The following is a 19992-nucleotide window of genomic DNA, read 5'->3' on the forward strand; positions in this document are numbered from 1 at the left end:
CTAATCGATTTGAATGCTGCGATGCAGCATTTTTTGATGGTGCTTGACGAATTGATCGCGTAGACCTCTCTTGTGTTTCAGCGGCAGGGAGGCTGCAATGGTGAAATGGGTCTACACATTCGGTGACGGTAAGGCGGAGGGATCCGCCGGTGATCGCAATCTGTTGGGTGGAAAAGGCGCAAATCTTGCCGAGATGTGCTCGCTCGGCTTGCCGGTTCCACCGGGATTCACCATCACGACAGACGTTTGCAGCTGGTACTATGACAATGGCCGCAAATATCCGGACACGCTCGAAACGGATGTAAAGAAGTCCCTCTCTCACATTGCTGCGATTACGGGCCGCAATTTTGGCGACACAGAAAAGCCGCTGCTGGTCTCCGTGCGCTCCGGAGCTCGTGCGTCGATGCCGGGTATGATGGATACGGTGCTCAACCTTGGCCTCAACGACGAGACAGTGGAGGCGATTGCCCGCGAGACCGGCGATGATCGGTTTGCCTATGACAGTTATCGCCGCTTCATCCAGATGTATTCTGACGTCGTCATGGGCCTCGATCATTCGGTTTTCGAAGAGATTCTTGAAGACACCAAGGCCAACCTTGGCCATGAGGTCGACACCGCACTGACAGCCGACGACTGGAAGAATGTCATTGCCTTGTACAAGGCGAAGATCGAGGAAGAGCTTGATGAGCCCTTCCCGCAGGATCCGGAAAAGCAGCTGTGGGGGGCGATTGGCGCTGTATTTTCCAGCTGGATGAATGCCCGCGCGATCACCTATCGGCGGCTTCACAACATTCCGGAGAGCTGGGGCACGGCGGTCAGCGTCCAGGCGATGGTGTTCGGCAATATGGGCGATCGCTCGGCGACCGGGGTTGCCTTCACCCGCAATCCATCCACTGGCGAGAAGAAGCTCTATGGCGAGTTCCTGGTCAACGCGCAAGGCGAAGACGTCGTTGCCGGTATTCGCACACCGCAGAACATCACCGAAGACGCACGCATTGCTGCGGGATCCGACAAGCCCTCGCTGGAGAAGATAATGCCTGCGGCCTTTGCCGAATTTTGTGCAGTATCGGAACGGCTCGAGAAGCATTACACCGACATGCAGGATCTCGAGTTCACCATCGAGAACGGCAAACTATGGATGCTGCAGACGCGGTCCGGCAAGCGTACCGCCAAGGCAGCATTGAAGATTGCAGTGGAAATGGCAGAAGAAGGCCTGATCTCGCGCGAGGAAGCAGTTCTGCGCATCGATCCCGCTTCGCTTGACCAATTGCTGCACCCGACCATCGATCCGGGTGCAGAGCGCAATATCATCGGAACAGGCCTTCCGGCATCTCCGGGCGCTGCCACAGGCGAAATCGTATTCTCGTCGGAAGACGCCGAGCAGCTGAAGGCCGAGGGGCGCAAAGCGATTCTGGTTCGTATCGAGACAAGTCCTGAAGACATCCACGGAATGCATGCCGCCGAAGCGATCTTGACCACGCGCGGCGGCATGACCAGCCACGCGGCAGTGGTCGCACGGGGCATGGGTAAACCCTGCGTGTCGGGTGCTGGCTCGCTGCGCGTCGATTATCGCAACGAGACCCTGCTCGCCATGGGTGTCGTTTTGAAGAAGGGCGATATCATCACCATCGATGGCGGCACCGGCCAGGTGCTCAAGGGCGCAGTGCCCATGCGGCAGCCGGAACTTTCGGGAGACTTCGGCAGGATCATGGAATGGGCCGACAAGACGCGGCGGATGAAGGTGCGCGCCAACGCGGAAACGCCTGTCGATGCCCGTACGGCTCGCTCATTTGGCGCTGAAGGCATTGGCTTGTGTCGCACCGAGCATATGTTTTTCGAAGGCGAACGCATCGTCGCCATGCGCGAAATGATCCTGGCCGATAACGAAAAAGGCCGCCGTGCTGCGCTCGACAAATTGCTCCCTATGCAGCGGTCCGATTTCGTGGAACTGTTTGAAATCATGCATGGTCTGCCGGTCACAATTCGTCTCCTTGACCCGCCGCTGCACGAATTCCTGCCGAAAACCGAGGAAGAAATCGCCGAAGTTGCTGCTGCCATGAATGTCGACGCCGAAAAGCTGCGTGAACGAACTGATAGCCTGCACGAAACCAACCCGATGCTTGGCCACCGCGGCTGCCGCCTTGCCATTTCCTATCCGGAAATCGCGGAAATGCAGGCGCGGGCGATTTTCGAAGCTGCTGTGGAAGCGGCGAAATCGACAGGCGCCCCTGTAGAGCCAGAAATCATGGTGCCGCTCGTCGGACTGCGAGCCGAACTCGATTTCGTCAAGGCGCGAATAGATGCGGTTGCTGCCGATGTGATGAAAGAGGCTGACATCAAGATCAACTATCTGGTCGGAACAATGATCGAGCTGCCGCGTGCCGCCATCCGAGCCCACTCGATTGCCGAAGTTGCCGAGTTTTTCTCGTTTGGAACCAACGACTTGACCCAGACGACATTCGGCATCTCGCGCGATGACGCCTCATCCTTCCTGATGAGCTATCAGGTGAAGGGAATCATCGAGCAGGATCCGTTCGTAACGATCGACATTGACGGCGTTGGCGAACTGGTACGGATCGGTGCTGACAAGGGCAGGGCGGCGCGGCCCGGAATCAAGCTTGGCATATGCGGCGAACACGGCGGCGATCCAGCGTCCATCCACTTCTGCGAGGAAGTCGGGCTCCACTATGTTTCCTGCTCGCCGTTCCGCGTTCCGATCGCCCGGCTTGCCGCAGCGCAGGCCTCGGCAAAGGCGAAGAATGCCTGAACCACGTCTGCCATAAATATGCTTGGTTTAGCGCGCCCTGTCCGCGCGAAATTCCTCAGAGCCCAAATGCAAACTCGACAAGAAGGGCTGCAAATGGCGTTTTTCTGTGCTCCGAGGCTCACGTACCAAATGTACGCTGCGCTTCGGTGCTCGAAAACCACCATTTTCGCCGCCTCTTGACGAGTTTTCCTTTTGGGCTCTCAACATATGGCGAAAATCGTGCGCTCAACGTCTGCAATCATCGCTGCAACTGTTCTCTGCGCCTCCGTCGTCACGGCGCCAGCCAAGGAACATCCTCACTTTATAGAACCCAAGCTGTTCATCACCAGAGGCGGCGATGCAACGCCGCAAGTCGCCTTGACGCTGGATGCCTGTTCCGGACAGACAGATCAGCGCATCCTCAATGCGTTGGTTGACAACCATATCCCGGCGACAATCTTTGTCACCGGCCGCTGGCTCAAGCACAATGCCCCTTCACTAGCGATCATGAAAGCGCATCCAGACCTGTTTGAACTGGAAAATCATGGGCTTAATCATATCCCGGCCATCGACAACCAACCCAGGATGTTCGGCCTGAAGACGGCAGGATCTCTGCCTGCTATCCGCACGGAGATTGAAGGCGGTGCGAATGCGATGACTGCGGCGACACTGACGAAGCCGGCCTGGTATCGCGACGCGACGGCACGCTACAGCGACGATGCGATAACACTTATCCATCAGATGGGGTATCGGGTGGCCGGTTATTCCCTGAATGCCGACATAGGAGCGTCATTGCTGGCCGGGCAGGTTGAGAAGCGCATCACGGCCGCCAAGGATGGCGACGTGATCATCGCCCATGTGAACCAGCCGACGCGAGCAGCAGGCGAGGGAGTCGTCAAAGGTATTCTCGCGCTCAAGCAAAAGGGCTTCCATTTTGTGCGCCTCGAGGACGTTGAGGAGAGCGAGCAGCCAACAAGGCCAGGTGTCTAACGGCTCGTTCCATTTTATACGACTATCAAAATATATAGACTTTGGGATAATTGACAGGCTTGTCCGTATTGTGTTCGGTGCGGAACGCTGATCGAGCGATACCTTGGGAGGGGTTCATCCGCATGAAGATATAGAAATTCATATGATTTTTGCGGATACATCCGCGCAGTTCATTTTTTAGCGAACCATTTTTAAAAGACAGAACCACACCAGAGCTGGATCAAATATTTGATGCGCAATTGTGCCGAGGTGGCCAACCGCGCAACGGCGCAGCACGTTCGGACGTAGCTGCGCATCTCATTGATTTTCCGTCGAAATGTCTGGTTTTGCCTCACCTTGATTTGAGGAGGAATTATCTTGAACCGCATTCAAATTTCCATACTGAGCTTGATGTTATTGCCGGGTCTGGCCGGCTGCAACGATACGAAACCGGATGCGGCCCAGGCCAACAGCAGTACCTTTGCCGGCCTGCCAGGACCAAAGGGCGAGCCCGGAGACAAGGGGCAAGCCGGCGACAAAGGCGAGGCCGGAGAGAAGGGCGACGCGGGCGCAAACGGGGAAAAGGGCGAAGTTGGCGGTAAGGGTCTGGCCGGAGACAAAGGTGAGGCCGGGGACAAGAGCACAGTGGGCGAAGTTGGGGAGAAGGGGCTGGCCGGGGACAAGGGCACAGCGGGCGAAGTTGGCGAGAAGGGGCTGGTCGGAGACAAGGGCGCGGTTGGAGACAAGGGTGCGGCCGGCGACAAAGGATCGGTCGGAGACAAGGGCGCGGTTGGAGACAAAGGGGCAGTTGGAGACAAGGGTGCCGTCCAACCTGAAGGTCAACTGATAAAGGACGGCACTATCACACCAAAGCAGGGCGGTTTCGATGTGCAAATTCAAAAGGATGTGCTTGAGGTACGTGCAGTGACCGCCAACGCGTTTCGGGTTCATTATTTGCCGGATGGAAAGGGCACGGAGAAAACTCGGGTAATTGACCCCGGCTTTAAACCCGATGCCGTCTACGAGTTGAAGGACTCAACGCTTCCGGCGGGGAAAGACCTTGTTCTGGGACAATACACCGCCCGCTGGAATCCTTCGGACTTGACAGTCTCGGTTCTTAACGCTGTGGGCGCGAAAGTGATGACGATCAGTGTTGACGAGCTCAGGATCGGCAACGTCATCGTGGAGCACAATGCAAATGATCCCCGTTACGGTATCAATGGTAGTGCCGAGTATGAGAAACCCGCCGGCCTATTTCGCAACTGGGAAGAAGGCCTGAATTCCGGCGCGCAGGGACATGCGGGTGCACCTTTTGTCTGGAGCACGGCAGGCCATGGCGTTCTTGTCGATACGATGGGTTCCGCCAGCAGGAAGATCGATCTGCGCGACAACAAGAACATCGCATTCCTTGGCACCTCAAAGACCGATGTCGATGCCTATTTTATTCTGGGCCGTCCGCCTGAGTTGTTCGGTGCACTTGCCAAGATAAGCGGACGTTCACCGCTGTTTCCAAAATGGGCCATGGGCTTCACCAACAGCCAATGGGGCGCGGACACCCCATGGGATGGAAACGACTATAGCAAAGGCCTGACTGAACCCAAACTTCGTAATATCATTGAGCAATATCGCAAAGAACGTATACCGCTCGACGCAATGACATTTGACCTGGACTGGATGTACTGGGCCAATGCCAATTATCCTTATAGCCAGTTTACCTGGAACCTGGAGAAATTTCCGGGCATGGCGCCGAATGCTGCAGATAAAGACAAGCTGAAGCCGTGGCTTGATAAGCAGGGTATCAAGCTGACCACGATCCTGAAGCCGCGGATCCCCGTGGCATCCAACGAAGGTGCTTATGCACTGAGCCGTAATTTCTGGATGCCCAATACGAAAGAAGAAGAGGATTATTTCTTAAAGACTACAAAGATGCGGCACCTGAATTTTGCCAAGCCAGAGGTTCTCAACTGGTATTTTCACCATCTTAGAGGTGCTCTCGATTCCGGTATTTCAGGCTGGTGGAACGACGAGTTCGATTCGAGCAATGCCACAGATGACGGTAATGAAACCGAAGGTTTCGATATGCAACGCGCGGTCTATGAATGGCAGCGCAGCTACGCACCCGAAAAACGCGTCTGGTCCATCAACCGTAACTTCTATCTGGGCGCCCAACGTTACGCTTATGGGCTCTGGTCGGGCGATATTAACAATGGCTTTGACGTCATGGCTGATCAGCGCAAGAAAATGCTGAGTGCAATAAACGCCGGTGCGATGCAATGGACCATGGATACGGGTGGCTTTCGAGATCGGACAGAGAATGGGGTCAAGATCGGAACCCAATATGAGGATTATGCCCGCTGGATGCAATTTGCCATTTTTACGCCGATCTTTCGCGTCCATGGTGACAACGGGATACAACGCCAGCCTTGGTACTACGCGCCACCTGGCAAAGCAACGGCCGAGGATGCGATCGACGCAATCAAGCTCCGCTATAAGTTGATACCCTATATTTACAGCTATGAACATCAGCGCAACAAGACCGGCCTCGGCATTGTCCGTCCATTGATTTTCGATTGGCCTGAAGACAAGAACGTTGCCAACAACGTCGATAGCTGGCTGTTCGGGGAGTGGTTGATGGTTTCTCCGGTGGTTCAACAGGAACAGAAAGAGAAATGGATTTATTTCCCTCAGGGCAGCTGGCTCGACTGGCGGTGGGGAGGCGTTCACGAAGGTGGTAAAGGCGAAAACTACGGTCTTAACAATGGCTTGTCCGATGTTCCGCTGTTCATCCGCCAGGGTGCGATTATCCCGATGATGAGTGAAGACGTGCAATATGTCGGAGAAAAGCCATTGACGGAATTGGACGTCGAAGTATTTCCGGACACGAAACGCACCTCATTCGAGTATTACGACGATGACGGTAAAACCTATGATTATGAAAAGGGCATGTATTTCCTGCAAGAATTGTCGGTGCAGAGGACTGATAAAACGGTTCTATTCGAAACAGCTACACCAAAGGGTAGTTTTGCGCCAAAGCTCGAACACTATACTGTGAAAATTCATGGCCCTCATGCCACAAGTGTCGAGTTGAACGGCGTGAAGCTCAATCAGATTCCGAACGTCGCCGGTCTAAAGACCGCCGGTGAAGGCTGGTATTCTGGCCAAGATGCAGGCCATGGCAATATAGACGTGACGTACGTCCGGATCAAAGCCAAGGAAAAGCAAAGTGTTACGCTGACCACCAAGTGACAAAGACATGAAGGGGCAGTTTCTGACTGCCCTTTCATGGCTTGACGAACTGAAAATTATTGGGCGCGCAGCCCGTTCTTCGATACGTAAGCCTCGGTGTCGGCCAAGGCCAATTCAAAGCGATTGAAGAGTTCGTTGAGCTCGTCCCCGGTGATGACCATCGGCGGGCAGAAGGCGATCGTGTCGCCCAGAGCGCGAAGTATGGCGCCATGTCCTTCAAGGAACTTCGCAAGATTTGAACCGACGCCGTGCGCGGGATCGAAGGGGCGCTTCGTGTTCTTGTCAGCAACCATCTCCACCGCTCCAACAAGTCCGCAGGAACGAACTTCACCGACGAGAGGATGGTCTTTGATCTTGGCAAGGCGAGCTTCAAAAGTCGGGGTCAAGCCGCGAACATACTCGACAATATTGCGGCGTTGGTAAATCTCTATTGCCTTTACGCCAAGCGCGCAGCCGACCGGATGACCGCCATAAGTAAAGCCATGGCCGAATGTTCCGAGCTGGGCGCTGTGGTCGACATAGGCCTGGTAGATGTCCTCCGGGACGAGCACGGCTCCGAGCGGCGCATAGGCTGCGGTCAACTGTTTGGCGGCTGAAATCGTCGTCGGGGTCATGCCGACGCTCTGGCTGCCCCACCAGTTGCCGGTCCGGCCGAAACCATTGATGACTTCGTCGGCGATGATGAGAATGTCGTGCTCGCGCAAGATCGGTTCAATGGCGGCGAAGTAGCCCGCAGGTGGAACGATGACGCCGCCGGCACCCATGACAGGTTCGGCGATAAAGGCGGCGATGGTCTCGGGTCCCTCCCGTTCGATCATATCTTTCAATGACTTGGCAAGACGAGCCACAAATTCGGCTTCGCTTTCGCCCTCCTGACCGAAGCGATAGTAATGCGGGCAATCCGTATGCAGCACGCGGTCCACGGGCAGGTCCCACCCCTTGTGGTTTCCGGGCAGGCCGGTCAAGGATGCGGCCATTACGGTCACTCCATGATAGGCCTTGACGCGGGAGATGATCTTCTTCTTTTCAGGCCGGCCAAGGGCATTGTTATAGTACCATGCAAGCTTGACCTGCGTGTCGTTGGCCTCGGAACCGGACGACGTGTAGAACACTTTCGAGATTGGTACAGGAGCGATTTCCTTAAGCTTTTCAGCAAGTTCGGTAGCAGGCTCCATACCCTTGCCACCGAAGAGATGGTAATAGGGCAGGGTGCGCATCTGTTCATTGGCCGCCTCGATCATCTCTTCGTCGCCGAAGCCGAGACCCGCACACCACAGGCCCGACATGCCCTCGATATATTCCTTGCCCTGCGTATCGTAGAGGTAGACGCCCTTGCCGTGCCCCATGACCAGCGGCCCGGTTTCTGCAAGCTTGTGGAGGGGAGTATAGGGGTGCAAAACCGCGTTGATATCGCGCTGCTGGACATTGGTAAGGGGATGGCCATTCGCCATTTGATAACTCCGGCTTTGAAAGATTTGTGACCTTAGCCAGACTCGTTTGAAAGTGCAAAGCGCGACGCGCCAAAAGAGCTACTTGCAACCTTGCTAACCAAAATTTCAACTCAGGGTGCATAAAAGCATCCCGGAATCGACTATTCTTGCATGGGAATCGCCAGATCTTGTGCCATTTTCGCGTATTGTTGCGGAAAAACCTTGCCGGAATAGAAGAGCGCCGTTCTAAGTTCGAAAACGTTTGAGGAGAGCGGCAAATTCCATCCCGAGTTTGCTCTGCGGTGCGGTCTCGGGTTGATCGGTGGTCACAGTTAAACTTGTCCCGTCGTTACCGAGCATAACGAACACCGTCTGGTCGGTCGTCCCGTCCGACACGGAGATGGCGGCGATCCGTTGCTGATCGCTGTTTTCAGGTGCTCTGATATTGAAGATGACTTCGCCATTGACGAGGTCGGCTGCCTTCTGCAGCGCTCCCTCAAAACCGTCGGCGACAATGTCCTGGGCACCGAGCGCAAGCTCGATTTCCACAACTTCAAGCGAAACCGCTTTGCCAGCCTCAGGCATATTGTCAGGCCTCGTTATCTTCATATTTGAAATGCGGTTTGCATTCCGCCCTCTGTTTTCCCGAAACGATTGTCCAAATCAGGACGGTGATCATGTCAGCACTGTGACACCCGATCCACTCATAAAGTGTAAACGACTTAAATGCAGGCGAGGGTTGAACGCCGACGCGTCCTACCGATTGTCATCCAGATTTCATGCAATCCCGATATTGGAACTGGAGGCACGAATTTTGCCGACAATGTATTTGAATATTCTCATTTAAATAAATTCAATAAAATCAACGGTTTGATATTTTAGGAATGTTTTCATGGAAAGACGCGATTTCATCAAGATGCTGGCTTTTGCCGGCACCAGCGCTACTGCCTATGCCGCCTGCTCGACCTATATGCGTGAGGCATTGGCGCAATCCACCACCATCGATGATTTGTTGAATACAGCTACGCATTGTCCGGGCGGCTCGCTCGAGGATGTCGAGCATGTCATTTTCCTGATGCAGGAAAACCGCTCCTTCGATCATTATTACGGCACCTTGCGCGGGGTGCGCGGCTTTGGCGATCCGCGGCCGCTGCGGCTGAAGAGTGACGAACCCGTGTTCAATCAGCCAAGGGCACCGCTCCTTTCGTCATTCAGCTATTCGTTCAACAACGTCAGCTGGGAAATGATCGAAGCTTTCATTGCACCATTCGAGCCGGCAGAGGTCAAGCGGGTCCTCAAGGAGAAGATTGTTATGATGTTCCCGACGGCAGCGCCGACGGTGACACCGTTGATTGATACCATGCCCGACGGTTTCCTCCTGCGTGTGCTGCGCAGCAACTGGGATAGCCTCCTGCCGCCAGAGATGGCCGGCAAGACCATTCCGGAGCTGCTGGAGCAGCTGAAAGCTGGCCTGGTGGCTTTCAGGCCTGATGATGTCGATCCGACGTTCGCCCAGATGGTGAAGAATGGAGTTATGTCTCTGTTCGACAACAAGGAGGTGATGAGCCTGGTCGGAAAGGCCCTCCCGAAGGGCGGTTTCTTCACCCCCGATATGCTCAAGGGGGTAATTGAAGGGATGCCGGCGCAAGGCATGGTTGCAGCCCTTGCGAATCTTGTCGCCTCTCTGATCAAGATCGATGAATTGAAGGCCTCCTGGCCCAATGCGGTTGCGATCTTGCCTTCGCTTGGCAAGGGCCTGCCAAATCTGGCGGAGCTGTTCTACTGGTTGCAGGGACTGTCGAAGCAATTCGCGGCGTCACCGGTCGTTGGCATGTTGCCGCAAGACTCCGCACCCCTCCTTTCCCTGCTGCCTGCCGACATCACCAAATATATTCCCGAGGACATCAAGGCCGAGTATCCGAAGCTTGTTGCCTTGCTAAAAGGCAAGGGGCACATCAAGCCGTTCCAGGTGCAGCGCGGTACCGATTCAGCCGGTGAATACAAATCATTCGGGCTGCCGCATGCCTATGACGATCAGCGTGATGCTATCAATCGTGGCTGGAATGATCACTGGATGCTGACAAAAGGCGAGGAGGCGATGGCGCATCTCGATGTCGCCAAGGACCTTTCATTCTACCACAAGCTTGTGGACGCCTTCACCATTTGCGACGAATATCATTGTTCTTCCCACACGGGGACGGACTCCAATCGCGCCCATTTTTACTCGGGCACGGCAAATGGCTGGACCAACAATGTGTTTTTCAGCGGCGGCAAAACCCTGCCCGACTGGAAAACCTATCCGGAGCTATTGCAGAGCCTGGGTGTAAGCTGGAAATGCTATCAGGATGGCCTGGGAGACGACATATATTTTGGCAATTTTGGCGACAATCTGCTGGAGGATTTCAAGCAATATAAAGTTGCCGGCAGTGAAATCGCCAAGCGTGCGCTGACCGTCAACACGATATTGCGCATCGATGCCGATGTCCCCTCGCAACTGGAAAAGGATATCGCTGAGGGTACGCTGCCCGCCGTTTCCTGGATCGCCGCGCCCCAGGCCTTCTGCGAACATCCAAGCGGTATCTCGCCGCATTTCGGCGAATATTACGTTAACCAGATATTGAAAGCTCTCGCGGCCAATCCGGAAGTGTGGAAGAAAACCGTCTTTATCATCAATTACGATGAAAATGACGGTTTCTTCGATCATGTGCCGCCGCCTTTGCCGCCGCTGCCTTCGGTAAAGGACGTTGGCAAGGTCTCCGATGGCATCGAGATTTCAGCGGAGGGCTTCAATGCAGAACATGCGGCGAAACTGGTGCAGGACCTTGTCACACCGGCGTATGCACGTTATCCGGCCGCGCCCAGGGATCAATTGACCATGGGTCTCGGTTGCCGTGTGCCTTGCCTTATCATATCGCCATGGACTGTCGGCGGGCGAGTCTGCTCCGAACTCTTCGACCATACCTCGACATTGCGCTTCCTCGACACGTGGCTTGCGGCCACGGGAAAGCAACCGTCCGGCTCGACGTTCGAGAACATCTCATCCTGGCGTAGAGCCATTTGTGGCGACATGACCAGCGCTTTTGATTTTACCCGCAAGCTCGACGCTGTCGCCAGCGCGGGCAAGACCAGGATCGATGCGGCGGTTGCGGCGGCAAAGTCGGTTCCGGCTTACCGGACCAAGGCCGATCAAGCGGCCCTGATGAAGGCTCTGCCAACGTATAAGGGGAAGGGAACCGATATCGCCGCCGACCTTGCCAAGGAGACACGGCTGAAGCAGGATCGGACGCAGGTAGAGCTTCTGCCGCTTGGTTATGATTTCAATGTGTTTGGGTCAGTCGTCGAAAAAGCTGGCAAACCCGACAGGCTGCAACTGACCTTCAAGAACAGGGGCAGCATTGGCGTTGCGCTCAACGTCTATTCCTATCATGCCTATGACAAGGATCGTGGAGCCTGGTTCTACGCGCTGGAAAAGACGGGCAAGGATGGCAAGCCTGTGGAAGTCGTTGACGCATATGATCTCATCGCACGCGGCGGCAAGTATGAATTCGCCGTGCATGCCCCGAATGGCTATCTGAGTGAGTTCCGGGGCGACACGAACCGGACGGAGCAGCGGCTTCCGGAGGTGATCGATATACGCTCGACTGACGGCGGCGCGACGGTCGAGTTCGTGTTCGACAAGTGGCCGACAGCCAATGGCAGCATAAAGGCAGTCTCTGCCTATACCGGGCAGACAACTCATTTAAGCAGTGGCTTAGTCAAACTTGCTTTGCCAACCGGGAATGGTTGGTACGATGTGTCTTTTATCGACAGCAACAACGCTATCGTGGCGTCGGCGGAAACGACCACCGGCTATCTGCGGCGCTATGCCGGGCATCTCGAAAACGGCAAGCTCAGCAAGACCGACCCTGCCATCGGCAGGAAATACGATGTGACAAAACGGATTTACGATTGGGCGGGTGCTTAGCCCGAAATCCGGGTGCAAATATTGATTTTAAAATTTACAACTTTTACTTTGGAGTATTCATTTTGAAAAAGAATCTATTGTTGGTATTTCCGTTGATCCTGCTTTCCGCATGTAATGGATCGGATTCGAATTCGGACAAGGTTGCCAAGTCGACTTTCGATGCGGTGACGGCGGAGCTCGAGCAGGCAAACAAAGCCAAAGACGAACTGACCAGGAAAAATCAGGAACTTGCCGGGCAACTCAGTACCGCTAACGTGACCATTGCCGGACTTACCGGCGAACGCGACGCCAGTTTGCAGAAAATCGCAGGTCTGAACACCAGCATCGAAGCCGAAAAGCAAAATTATCTGGCTTTGCAGGCAGATCATGATGCGTTGCAGATAAAACACCAGAATGCGCTAAGCACCGGCAAGATCGGACCTGACGGCAAGACCGGGTTTGAAGGCGAACTCGAGGCGAAGCTCGATGCACTGAAAATTTCCGGGGACAATCTGATCAAGATGACATCGGAGCGCGACGCTGCAATCTCCGATCGTGACCGGTTAAACGCGGCGCTGGCAAAGCTCGTCGCAAAAGTCTGCCAATAAACAGTTGGCTAGGGTCCAGGCGGCGCTCGTTTGGCCGCTTTGCCCTTTCACTCCAACATCCTTTGTTCAAAAAATTTCAGGTAGCCATTATGGATAGACGTGATTTCATCAAGATGCTGGGCCTTGCCGGCACTAGTGCCGCCGCCTACACCGCTTGCTCGGCCTATATGCAGGAGGCGCTGGCACAATCCACAACGATCGAGGACTTGCTGACCAGCGCTGCCGAGTGCCCGGGCGGTAAGCTTGCCGACATCGAGCATGTGGTGATCCTGATGCAGGAGAACCGTTCCTTCGACCATTATTTCGGGACGCTGCGCGGCGTGCGCGGGTTTGGTGACCCAAGGCCTTTGCGGTTACGTAACGGCAATCCGGTCTGGGAACAGTCGGATGGTGCAAGACCTTATCGGCTGCCCAAGCTGCAAGCCCATGAATCGGGCATCGACGGGGAAACGATCCCGGCCGATAGCGCGGGGAGCGTCTTCATGGCCGACCCGGCGCATGGATACGACACCGGCCTTTATGCCTGGAATGGCGGTTTGATGGATCAGTGGAAAGAATACAAGGACTACGTGTCTTTCGCTCACTATACTGAAGCTGATATTCCGCTTTATTTTAAACTGGCAAAAGCCTTCACGCTCTGCGATGCCTATTTCTGTTCGCATAACGGCGCGACGGATTCCAATCGCAGCTACTTTTGGAGCGGGACTTGCAATGGCCTGGCAGCCAATGCGTTCTTCAGCAGCAAAGTGGGGCCGAGGCCTGCATGGAAAACCTATCCGGAAAAGCTGGAAGACCTGAAAATCGACTGGAAATTTTATCAGGACGGTCTGACCTGGACGAATGATGCATTTGCCGGAAATTATGGTGACAACACGCTCGAGTTTTTCAAGGAGTATGGAGACAAGACGACTGCACTTTACAAGAAAAACCAGAGCGTCAATTCGGTGTTGCGCACGGATGCCAACAAGCCGTCGCAGTTCGAACAGGACATTGTCGACGACAAATTGCCGGAAGTATCCTGGATCGTGCCGGCGGAAGCCTTCACCGAACATCCAAAATATCCACCGCATTTCGGCGAATATTATGTGCATGAGATTTTGCGGGCATTTGCCGCCAACAAGAAGGTCTGGCACAAGACTCTATTCCTGATCACCTATGATGAGAATGGCGGTTTCTTCGATCACGTACTGCCACCAGTTCCTCCGCTGAATTCGGGTCTAGGCCAGGTTTCACCCGGGATCAAAGTGACTTCGCCAAGCGTGGCTCGCGATTTCAATTCCGAGCATCCGGACAAGGTCTCCGGTGACCCTGTGGAAGACGCGAAATACGAAAAAGTCAAACCGACAATTCCGCTCGGGATGGGGTCGCGCGTACCGATGCTGGTCATCTCGCCGTGGAGTGCCGGCGGGCGGGTCAATTCGGAGACTTTCGACCATACGTCTGTCATTCGCTTTCTCGACAAATGGCTGATAGCCCGTGGCAAGCAAGACGCTGCCACGCCGGCCTTTTCCACCATCTCCTCCTGGCGCCAGGCCATTGCCGGGGATCTGACCAGTACGTTCGATTTCAGCCGGACGCGGACCGAAGGACTCGACAAACTCATCGCGCCCGGTGAAAAAGCGACGATCCTTACCGATGCCAATCGTACAAGCGCAAGGGCGGCCAACCTGGCCTTTTTCACACCGGGGATTGCCGACGTTAAGGCTGACGCTTATGCGGGCAAGCCGATCGGCACCAAACAGGATAAAACACGCTGCGAAATCCTTCCCATTGGTTATGATTTTCAGGTGTGTTTCCGCTTCGGTACCCATGGTGATGGCAAGAAGCGCGTCGAATGGGTGATCCGCAATAGAGGGGCTCTCGGGGCGGCATTTTATGTTACCCCCTATTCGAGGACGGACGCGCCATCCTGGTACTACAGCGTCGAAGGTGTGAAGCCGGGCGGAAAGCCCATCGAAGTCATGGACTACGCCCAGATTGCAAATGGCGTCTACGAGCACGCCATTCATGGCCCCAACGGCTATCTGTTCGAGTTTTCCGGAGATTCGCTGGACGCGCAGCAAACGCAACTTCCGAACATCATCGAGATGAAGTCGGCCGATGACGGCAAGAAGCTGCAGATCGTCTTTGAGAAATGGCAAACGGCGAGCAGCAAGCTGAAACTGATCGATGCCTATTCGGGTACCGAACAGGTGATCGACAAGGCGAAGGAAGTCAGTGGAACAACCACTGTCGAGATCGCGACAAAGGATGGCTGGTACGATGTGGCCGTTGTCGACGGCGTCAACGCCAATAATTTTCTGCGCCGCTATGCCGGGCATCTGGAAAACGGCAAGATCAGCAAGAGCGATCCAGCTATTGGCCTGGAATACGATGCGAAGAAGCGGGCCTATATCGGTATGGTGGCGTAGGAAGTTCGGAACGACTGCAGGTGTGTGGTGCGCTTGTCGGACCACGCACCGCACGCCGGGAGTCAAATGCTTGTCTCCGCGTGAAATTGCGATTAGCTGTGGCGCAGTCACCAGCAATCAGGAATCTCATGCGACCGCATATTCGACGCCGCCGATCGATTTCCGCCAGATGGTCGGTACGCATTGCGTTTCTTGGCCTCATTCTGTTTGTTCTTTCGGGACTTGGCCATCGGTTCGAACGTATAGAAACGCCGGAGTTTCTCTGGCTGCTCGCCATTGTTGCCGGCCTCGCGCTGCTGGCTCTGTTGCTCAGTCTTAAGGGTTTCACCAGCGTCTGGCGCCGGGGCGATATGGGCTTTCCCAGTGCCTTCTGGGGTATGGTGATCGCGTTTGTGGTGCTGGCGCCCTTTGCCACGACGCTCTATCAGGCGTTGATGCTGCCGAGGATCTACGACATTTCGACCGATATCACCGATCCGCCCGAACTGTTTGCGGCCGGGCAAAGGACCGAGCGTATGAACCCTGTCGTGAATGACGAGGACAGCCGCGCGCTTCAATCCAGCGCCTACCCGCAGGTGACAGGCCGTCGCTATGATGGCTCGCCTGATCGTATTCTGACCGCAATCAACAAGGTCATTGCTGCCAATGGCTGGACGGTTGTTGCCCAAAAAGGCGAGCCGGGCGTTGATGAGGAAATCCTGCTCGAAGTTGTGGCGCGAACCTTTTTGCTTGGGTTCACCAGCGATGCGGTTATCCGGCTTTCCGATGAGGGCGAGACCACCTATGTCGATATGCGCTCGGTTTCGCGCTACGGCATCCATGATCTTGGCGAGAATGCCGACCGAATCATTGCCTTCATGACCGCTCTCGATGCCGAAGTGCAGAGCGCCCAGCCGGAAGAGGAAACGACCGAACCGGCGCAGTAGGTGCTTCACCGCTGCCCTTTTCTCTCCCCTTGTGGGAGAGAAAGCGATTTCAGCATCTTAGCTTCTTTAGCTAAGTGCTAGAAATCGCCAGAGAGGGGATTTGCCTCACTCAACTACCCCCTCTCTTGGATTTTCTAAGGATTTAGCGAAGAGGCTAAATCCAAGAAAATCCTTTCTCCTCCACAAAGGGGGAGATAAGCGGCATAGACCATTGGTGCTGTTACTGGGTACTTTCACGCCCAATAAACGCCGTCGATCGCCGGGTTGCCTGCGGTCTGCACGAGGCCTCGCGCAACGAGATCTTCAAGGTGGGCGAGTATGGACAGGGCCGCGGCGCCGTGCAGGCGCGGATCGGTCTCGCGGTAGATCACCTTGACCATGGCAGGAATGGTGCGGTCTCCGGCGCGTACCCGTTCCAGAATTGCGCGCTCGCGCATTTTCCTGTGCGCTTTCAGGCCGCGCATGAAGGTTTTCGGCTTGGTGACAGGACCGCCATGGCCAGGAAAGTAGACGCGATCATGCCGTGCGAGCAGCCGGTCGAGGGACGCCATATAATCGGACATCGAGCCATCGGGCGGCGCGACGATGGACGTTGCCCAGGCCATGACGTGATCTGCGGAAAACAGGATATCCGTACCTTCGAGCGCGAAGACGACGTGGTTTGCCGTGTGGCCGGGGGTATGGATGCTTCGAAGCGCCCAGCCATCGCCCTCGATGATCGAATCGTCTGGTGCCATGATGTCCGGCATAAACTCCGTGTCGCCGCTCGCATCGAGAAAGTTGATCTCTCCCGTGTGCAACGGGCGGGAGGGGCGGTGCGGTCCTTCTGCCACCAGCATTGCGCCGAGTTCATCCTTCAACACGCTTGCCAGGGGCGAATGATCGCGGTGGGTGTGGCTGACGAAAATATGGCTGACCGGGCGCCCGGCTATGGCGCGCAGGAGCGTCGCCTTGTGCTCTTCGTCGATGGGACCAGGATCGATCAGCGCCAGGGTATCTTTGCCGATCAGGTAGGAGTTCGTGCCGTGAAAGGTAAAGGGGCTCGGATTGTTGACGGTGATACGCTGTATATTCGGCGCAATATCGATGGCCTCGCCATAATGCGGCGCAAATACCTTGTCGAAAACGAGGTTCATTGATCGGGATTTACCTTTTGTGCGGCTTTCGACGTATTGCAGTGCGGCATGATCCTCAATATACATTTTTCATGAAATGGTGAAAGCTTGAGGCGTGAATTTCTAGGGTTCACGACCTTCCGGAGGATACGAACATGATTGCTGCCCAAACTCGTTCTCTTGCCGAGACGTTCCAGCCGGAAGGCCAGCTCGCCAAAGCCGTGTGGTTTGTTTCGCTCGCTCTCGTCGGCACTGCGTTGATGACGCTTGCCGCCAAGACCAAGGTCGACATGGTCTTTGTCAACGTCACGATGCAGACGTTTGCGGTGTTCGCGATCTCGGCGGCTTATGGTTCGCGGCTCGCGGTTGCGACGATGGCGCTTTACCTGCTCGAGGGTGCGCTCGGCATGCCGGTATTCACCGGAACACCGGAGAAGGGCATCGGGCTCGCCTATATGGTCGGACCGACAGGCGGCTATCTCCTGTCGTATATCGCTGCCGCCTGGATCGTTGGTCGTGCGGCCGACAACGGCTTTACCCGCAATCCGATTGTCCTTGGCCTCGCCATGCTCGCCGCTGAAGTGGTTATCCTCGGCATGGGCTTCCTGTGGATGGCCTATCTCTTCGGCTTCGAAAAGGCGCTCGCCTATGGCGTCGGTGTTTTCATCGTGGGCGATATGCTGAAGCTTGCATTGGCTGCCGCGATCGTTCCGGCCGTTGGATCTTTGCTCAAGCGCCGGTGATACCGGCGCCCCAGTTCGCTGTTTTCATTATGTGTTTTTTGTAATTTCCTGTTTTGATCGGTGTCATATTGGATATTCCGACTAGCGTTCAAAATGAGCGAACGAAGCTGACTGCTACTTGGCTGAATGGGGCATCTGTTGCACTTTATGCCGTTGGAGGATTGGCGCCGTTAACGTCCAGTATTTATAATGAAAAGGCCCCGACTGCGTTGATCGCAGCGGGGGCGAGTATTTGTATTATGGCGGCCATTGCACTACATTGGATAGCAAGACAGACGCTGAAAGGGTTAAAACCGTGACATTGGAACAGTTTATGCTCTTTATGATAATGCCAGTAGGCGGGCTCCTGATGGGTGCCTTTGCGTTGTTTATTACGCGCAAGGATCGCTCGGATAATAATAAGCCGCGCCACTCCCACTGATAAGTACGTTCCTTGGCAGACTATCCCCGCAATCTCATTGGCTATGGCCGCAATCCGCCTGATCCGAAATGGCCGGGTGGCGCGAAACTCGCCGTGCAGTTCGTTGTCAACTACGAAGAGGGCGCAGAAAGCTCGATCCTCGACGATGATGCGGCATCCGAATGCCTGCTTTCGGAGATCGTCGGGGCGCAACCTTGGCCGGGCCAGCGCAATCTCAACATGGAATCGATCTATGAATACGGGTCACGCGCCGGCTTCTGGCGGCTGTGGCGCATGTTCACGCGCCGCAATTTGCCCGTGACAGTCTACGGTGTGACCCTCGCCATGGCGCGCAATCCGGAAGCGGTTGCAGCCATGAGAGAGGCTGATTGGGAGATCGCCAGCCATGGCCTGCGCTGGCTTGAATACAAGGATTTCCCCGAAGAGCTCGAGCGCCAGCATATTCACGAGGCTGTGCGCCTGCATACGGAAATCACCGGCTCCCGGCCGCTCGGGATCTATCAGGGCAAGCCTTCCGACAACACGCTGAAGATTGTCATGGAGGAGGGCGGGTTCGTCTATTCCGCCGACAGTTACGCCGATGAACTGCCTTACTGGGTGCAAGGTCCGAAGGGACCGCACCTGATCGTGCCCTATACGCTCGACGCCAATGACATGCGCTTTGCAACGCCGCAGGGGTTCAACTCCGGCGATCAGTTCTTCAGCTATCTGAAAGATACATTCGATTGCCTGCTACGAGAGGGTAAGGATGGCGCGCCAAAGATGATGTCGGTCGGTTTGCATTGCCGGCTGGTAGGGCGTCCGGGACGGGCGGCGGCGCTGGAACGGTTTCTCGACTACATCCAGCACCACGAGGACGTGTGGATCACGCGGCGCATAGACATCGCCAACCATTGGCACGAACACCATCATCTGAGCCGTGCATGAAAACCATCATTCTTGACGTCCAGCCGCTGACCAAGCCAGCGTTTGCGCGGTTCGGTGATGTGATCGAGACGGAGGGCGCGGAATTGCGCCTGATCAATGATGGCACGACTGAGCGCTACCACGATCTCGCCAATGTCGACGTAACAGGCGAGGGCGCGCGGGTGCTGGTCAATATCTTCCGGGGCAAGCCCTTTGCGCTGCCTGTCGATATCAGCATGCTGGAACGTCATCCGCTTGGCACCCAGGCATTCATGCCGCTGCAGAACCGGCCGTTTCTGGCTGTGGTGGCTGAGGACGACGGCGGTAAGCCGGGAATACCTGTCACCTTTCTGTGCCAGGGCAGTCAGGGCGTCAACTACGCCCGCAACGCCTGGCATCATCCACTGATCTCACTGGAAGAAACGTCGGATTTTCTCGTCGTCGATCGTGGCGGCGAGGGCAATAATCTTGAGGAGTTCTTCTTTGAAGATGTGGTCTACAGGATTGAAAAGCTTGCCGTTTGAGTGA

At 55.5% G+C, this 19992-nt stretch carries 13 protein-coding genes; 10 read left to right on the plus strand and 3 right to left on the minus strand.

From position 1 onward, the window contains the following. The first annotated feature begins 97 nt into the window (after nt 1–97). The 3 genes from ppdK (at nt 98) to C7476_RS22755 (ending at nt 6961) form a co-directional block, all read left to right on the plus strand. Nucleotides 98–2767, plus strand: a complete 2670-nt coding sequence (gene ppdK / locus C7476_RS22745) for a pyruvate, phosphate dikinase (protein ID WP_114432145.1) — start codon at nt 98–100, stop codon at nt 2765–2767. A gap of 207 nt (nt 2768–2974) precedes the next feature. Further along, the gene (locus C7476_RS22750) at nt 2975–3736 is read left to right on the plus strand and encodes a polysaccharide deacetylase family protein (RefSeq protein ID WP_114432146.1); all 762 of its coding nucleotides are present in this window, start codon (nt 2975–2977) and stop codon (nt 3734–3736) included. Nucleotides 3737–4093: 357 nt separating this feature from the next. After that, a complete protein-coding gene (locus C7476_RS22755; protein WP_114432147.1) occupies nt 4094–6961 on the plus strand; it encodes a TIM-barrel domain-containing protein in 2868 nt (955 codons plus the stop codon). 56 nt (nt 6962–7017) lie between these two features. Here the strand turns inward: C7476_RS22755 and C7476_RS22760 are convergent, their stop codons facing one another. Together C7476_RS22760 and C7476_RS22765 are read right to left on the minus strand one after the other, a co-directional pair. Further along, complete coding sequence (locus C7476_RS22760; RefSeq protein WP_114432148.1) at nt 7018–8412, minus strand: aminotransferase; 1395 nt, start codon at nt 8410–8412, stop codon at nt 7018–7020. Nucleotides 8413–8637: 225 nt separating this feature from the next. Further along, the gene (locus C7476_RS22765; RefSeq protein ID WP_147274713.1) at nt 8638–8976 is read right to left on the minus strand and encodes a hypothetical protein; all 339 of its coding nucleotides are present in this window, start codon (nt 8974–8976) and stop codon (nt 8638–8640) included. A gap of 307 nt (nt 8977–9283) precedes the next feature. Between C7476_RS22765 and C7476_RS22770 the strand changes: the two genes are divergently transcribed. The 4 genes from C7476_RS22770 to C7476_RS22785 all read left to right on the plus strand — a co-directional run bounded on the left by C7476_RS22770 (nt 9284) and on the right by C7476_RS22785 (nt 16279). Further along, the gene (locus C7476_RS22770; RefSeq protein ID WP_114432150.1) at nt 9284–12355 is read left to right on the plus strand and encodes an alkaline phosphatase family protein; all 3072 of its coding nucleotides are present in this window, start codon (nt 9284–9286) and stop codon (nt 12353–12355) included. A 62-nt stretch (nt 12356–12417) separates the two neighbouring features. Next, nucleotides 12418–12942, plus strand: coding sequence for a hypothetical protein (locus C7476_RS22775; protein WP_114432151.1), 525 nt, complete (start codon nt 12418–12420; stop codon nt 12940–12942). A gap of 89 nt (nt 12943–13031) precedes the next feature. Continuing rightward, a complete protein-coding gene (locus C7476_RS22780; RefSeq protein ID WP_114432152.1) occupies nt 13032–15353 on the plus strand; it encodes an alkaline phosphatase family protein in 2322 nt (773 codons plus the stop codon). A gap of 128 nt (nt 15354–15481) precedes the next feature. After that, on the plus strand, nt 15482–16279 hold the full coding sequence (locus tag C7476_RS22785; RefSeq protein ID WP_114432153.1) for a DUF1499 domain-containing protein: 798 nt from the start codon (nt 15482–15484) through the stop codon (nt 16277–16279). Between the two features lie 233 nt (nt 16280–16512). On the opposite strand, the gene C7476_RS22790 is transcribed toward C7476_RS22785, so the two are convergent. After that, nucleotides 16513–17415, minus strand: a complete 903-nt coding sequence (locus tag C7476_RS22790; RefSeq protein ID WP_114432195.1) for an MBL fold metallo-hydrolase — start codon at nt 17413–17415, stop codon at nt 16513–16515. Between the two features lie 134 nt (nt 17416–17549). Here C7476_RS22790 and C7476_RS22795 point away from each other — a divergent pair, with 134 nt between their 5' ends. From C7476_RS22795 to C7476_RS22810, 3 genes are all read left to right on the plus strand, one after another. Beyond that, entirely contained in the window at nt 17550–18137 is a 588-nt protein-coding gene (locus C7476_RS22795; RefSeq protein WP_114432154.1) for a biotin transporter BioY, read from the plus strand. 433 nt (nt 18138–18570) lie between these two features. After that, nucleotides 18571–19485 carry an allantoinase PuuE gene (gene puuE / locus C7476_RS22805; RefSeq protein ID WP_114432155.1) on the plus strand — a complete coding sequence of 305 codons (915 nt, stop codon included), beginning with the start codon at nt 18571–18573 and terminating at the stop codon, nt 19483–19485. Further along, nucleotides 19482–19988: an ureidoglycolate lyase gene (locus tag C7476_RS22810; protein WP_114432156.1), complete on the plus strand. Its 507-nt coding sequence runs from the start codon at nt 19482–19484 to the stop codon at nt 19986–19988. Before puuE ends, C7476_RS22810 begins: the two co-directional genes overlap by 4 nt. Nucleotides 19989–19992: the final 4 nt, after the last annotated feature.

It is taken from the genome of Phyllobacterium bourgognense (assembly GCF_003337575.1).
In the GTDB taxonomy this organism is placed as follows: domain Bacteria; phylum Pseudomonadota; class Alphaproteobacteria; order Rhizobiales; family Rhizobiaceae; genus Phyllobacterium; species Phyllobacterium bourgognense.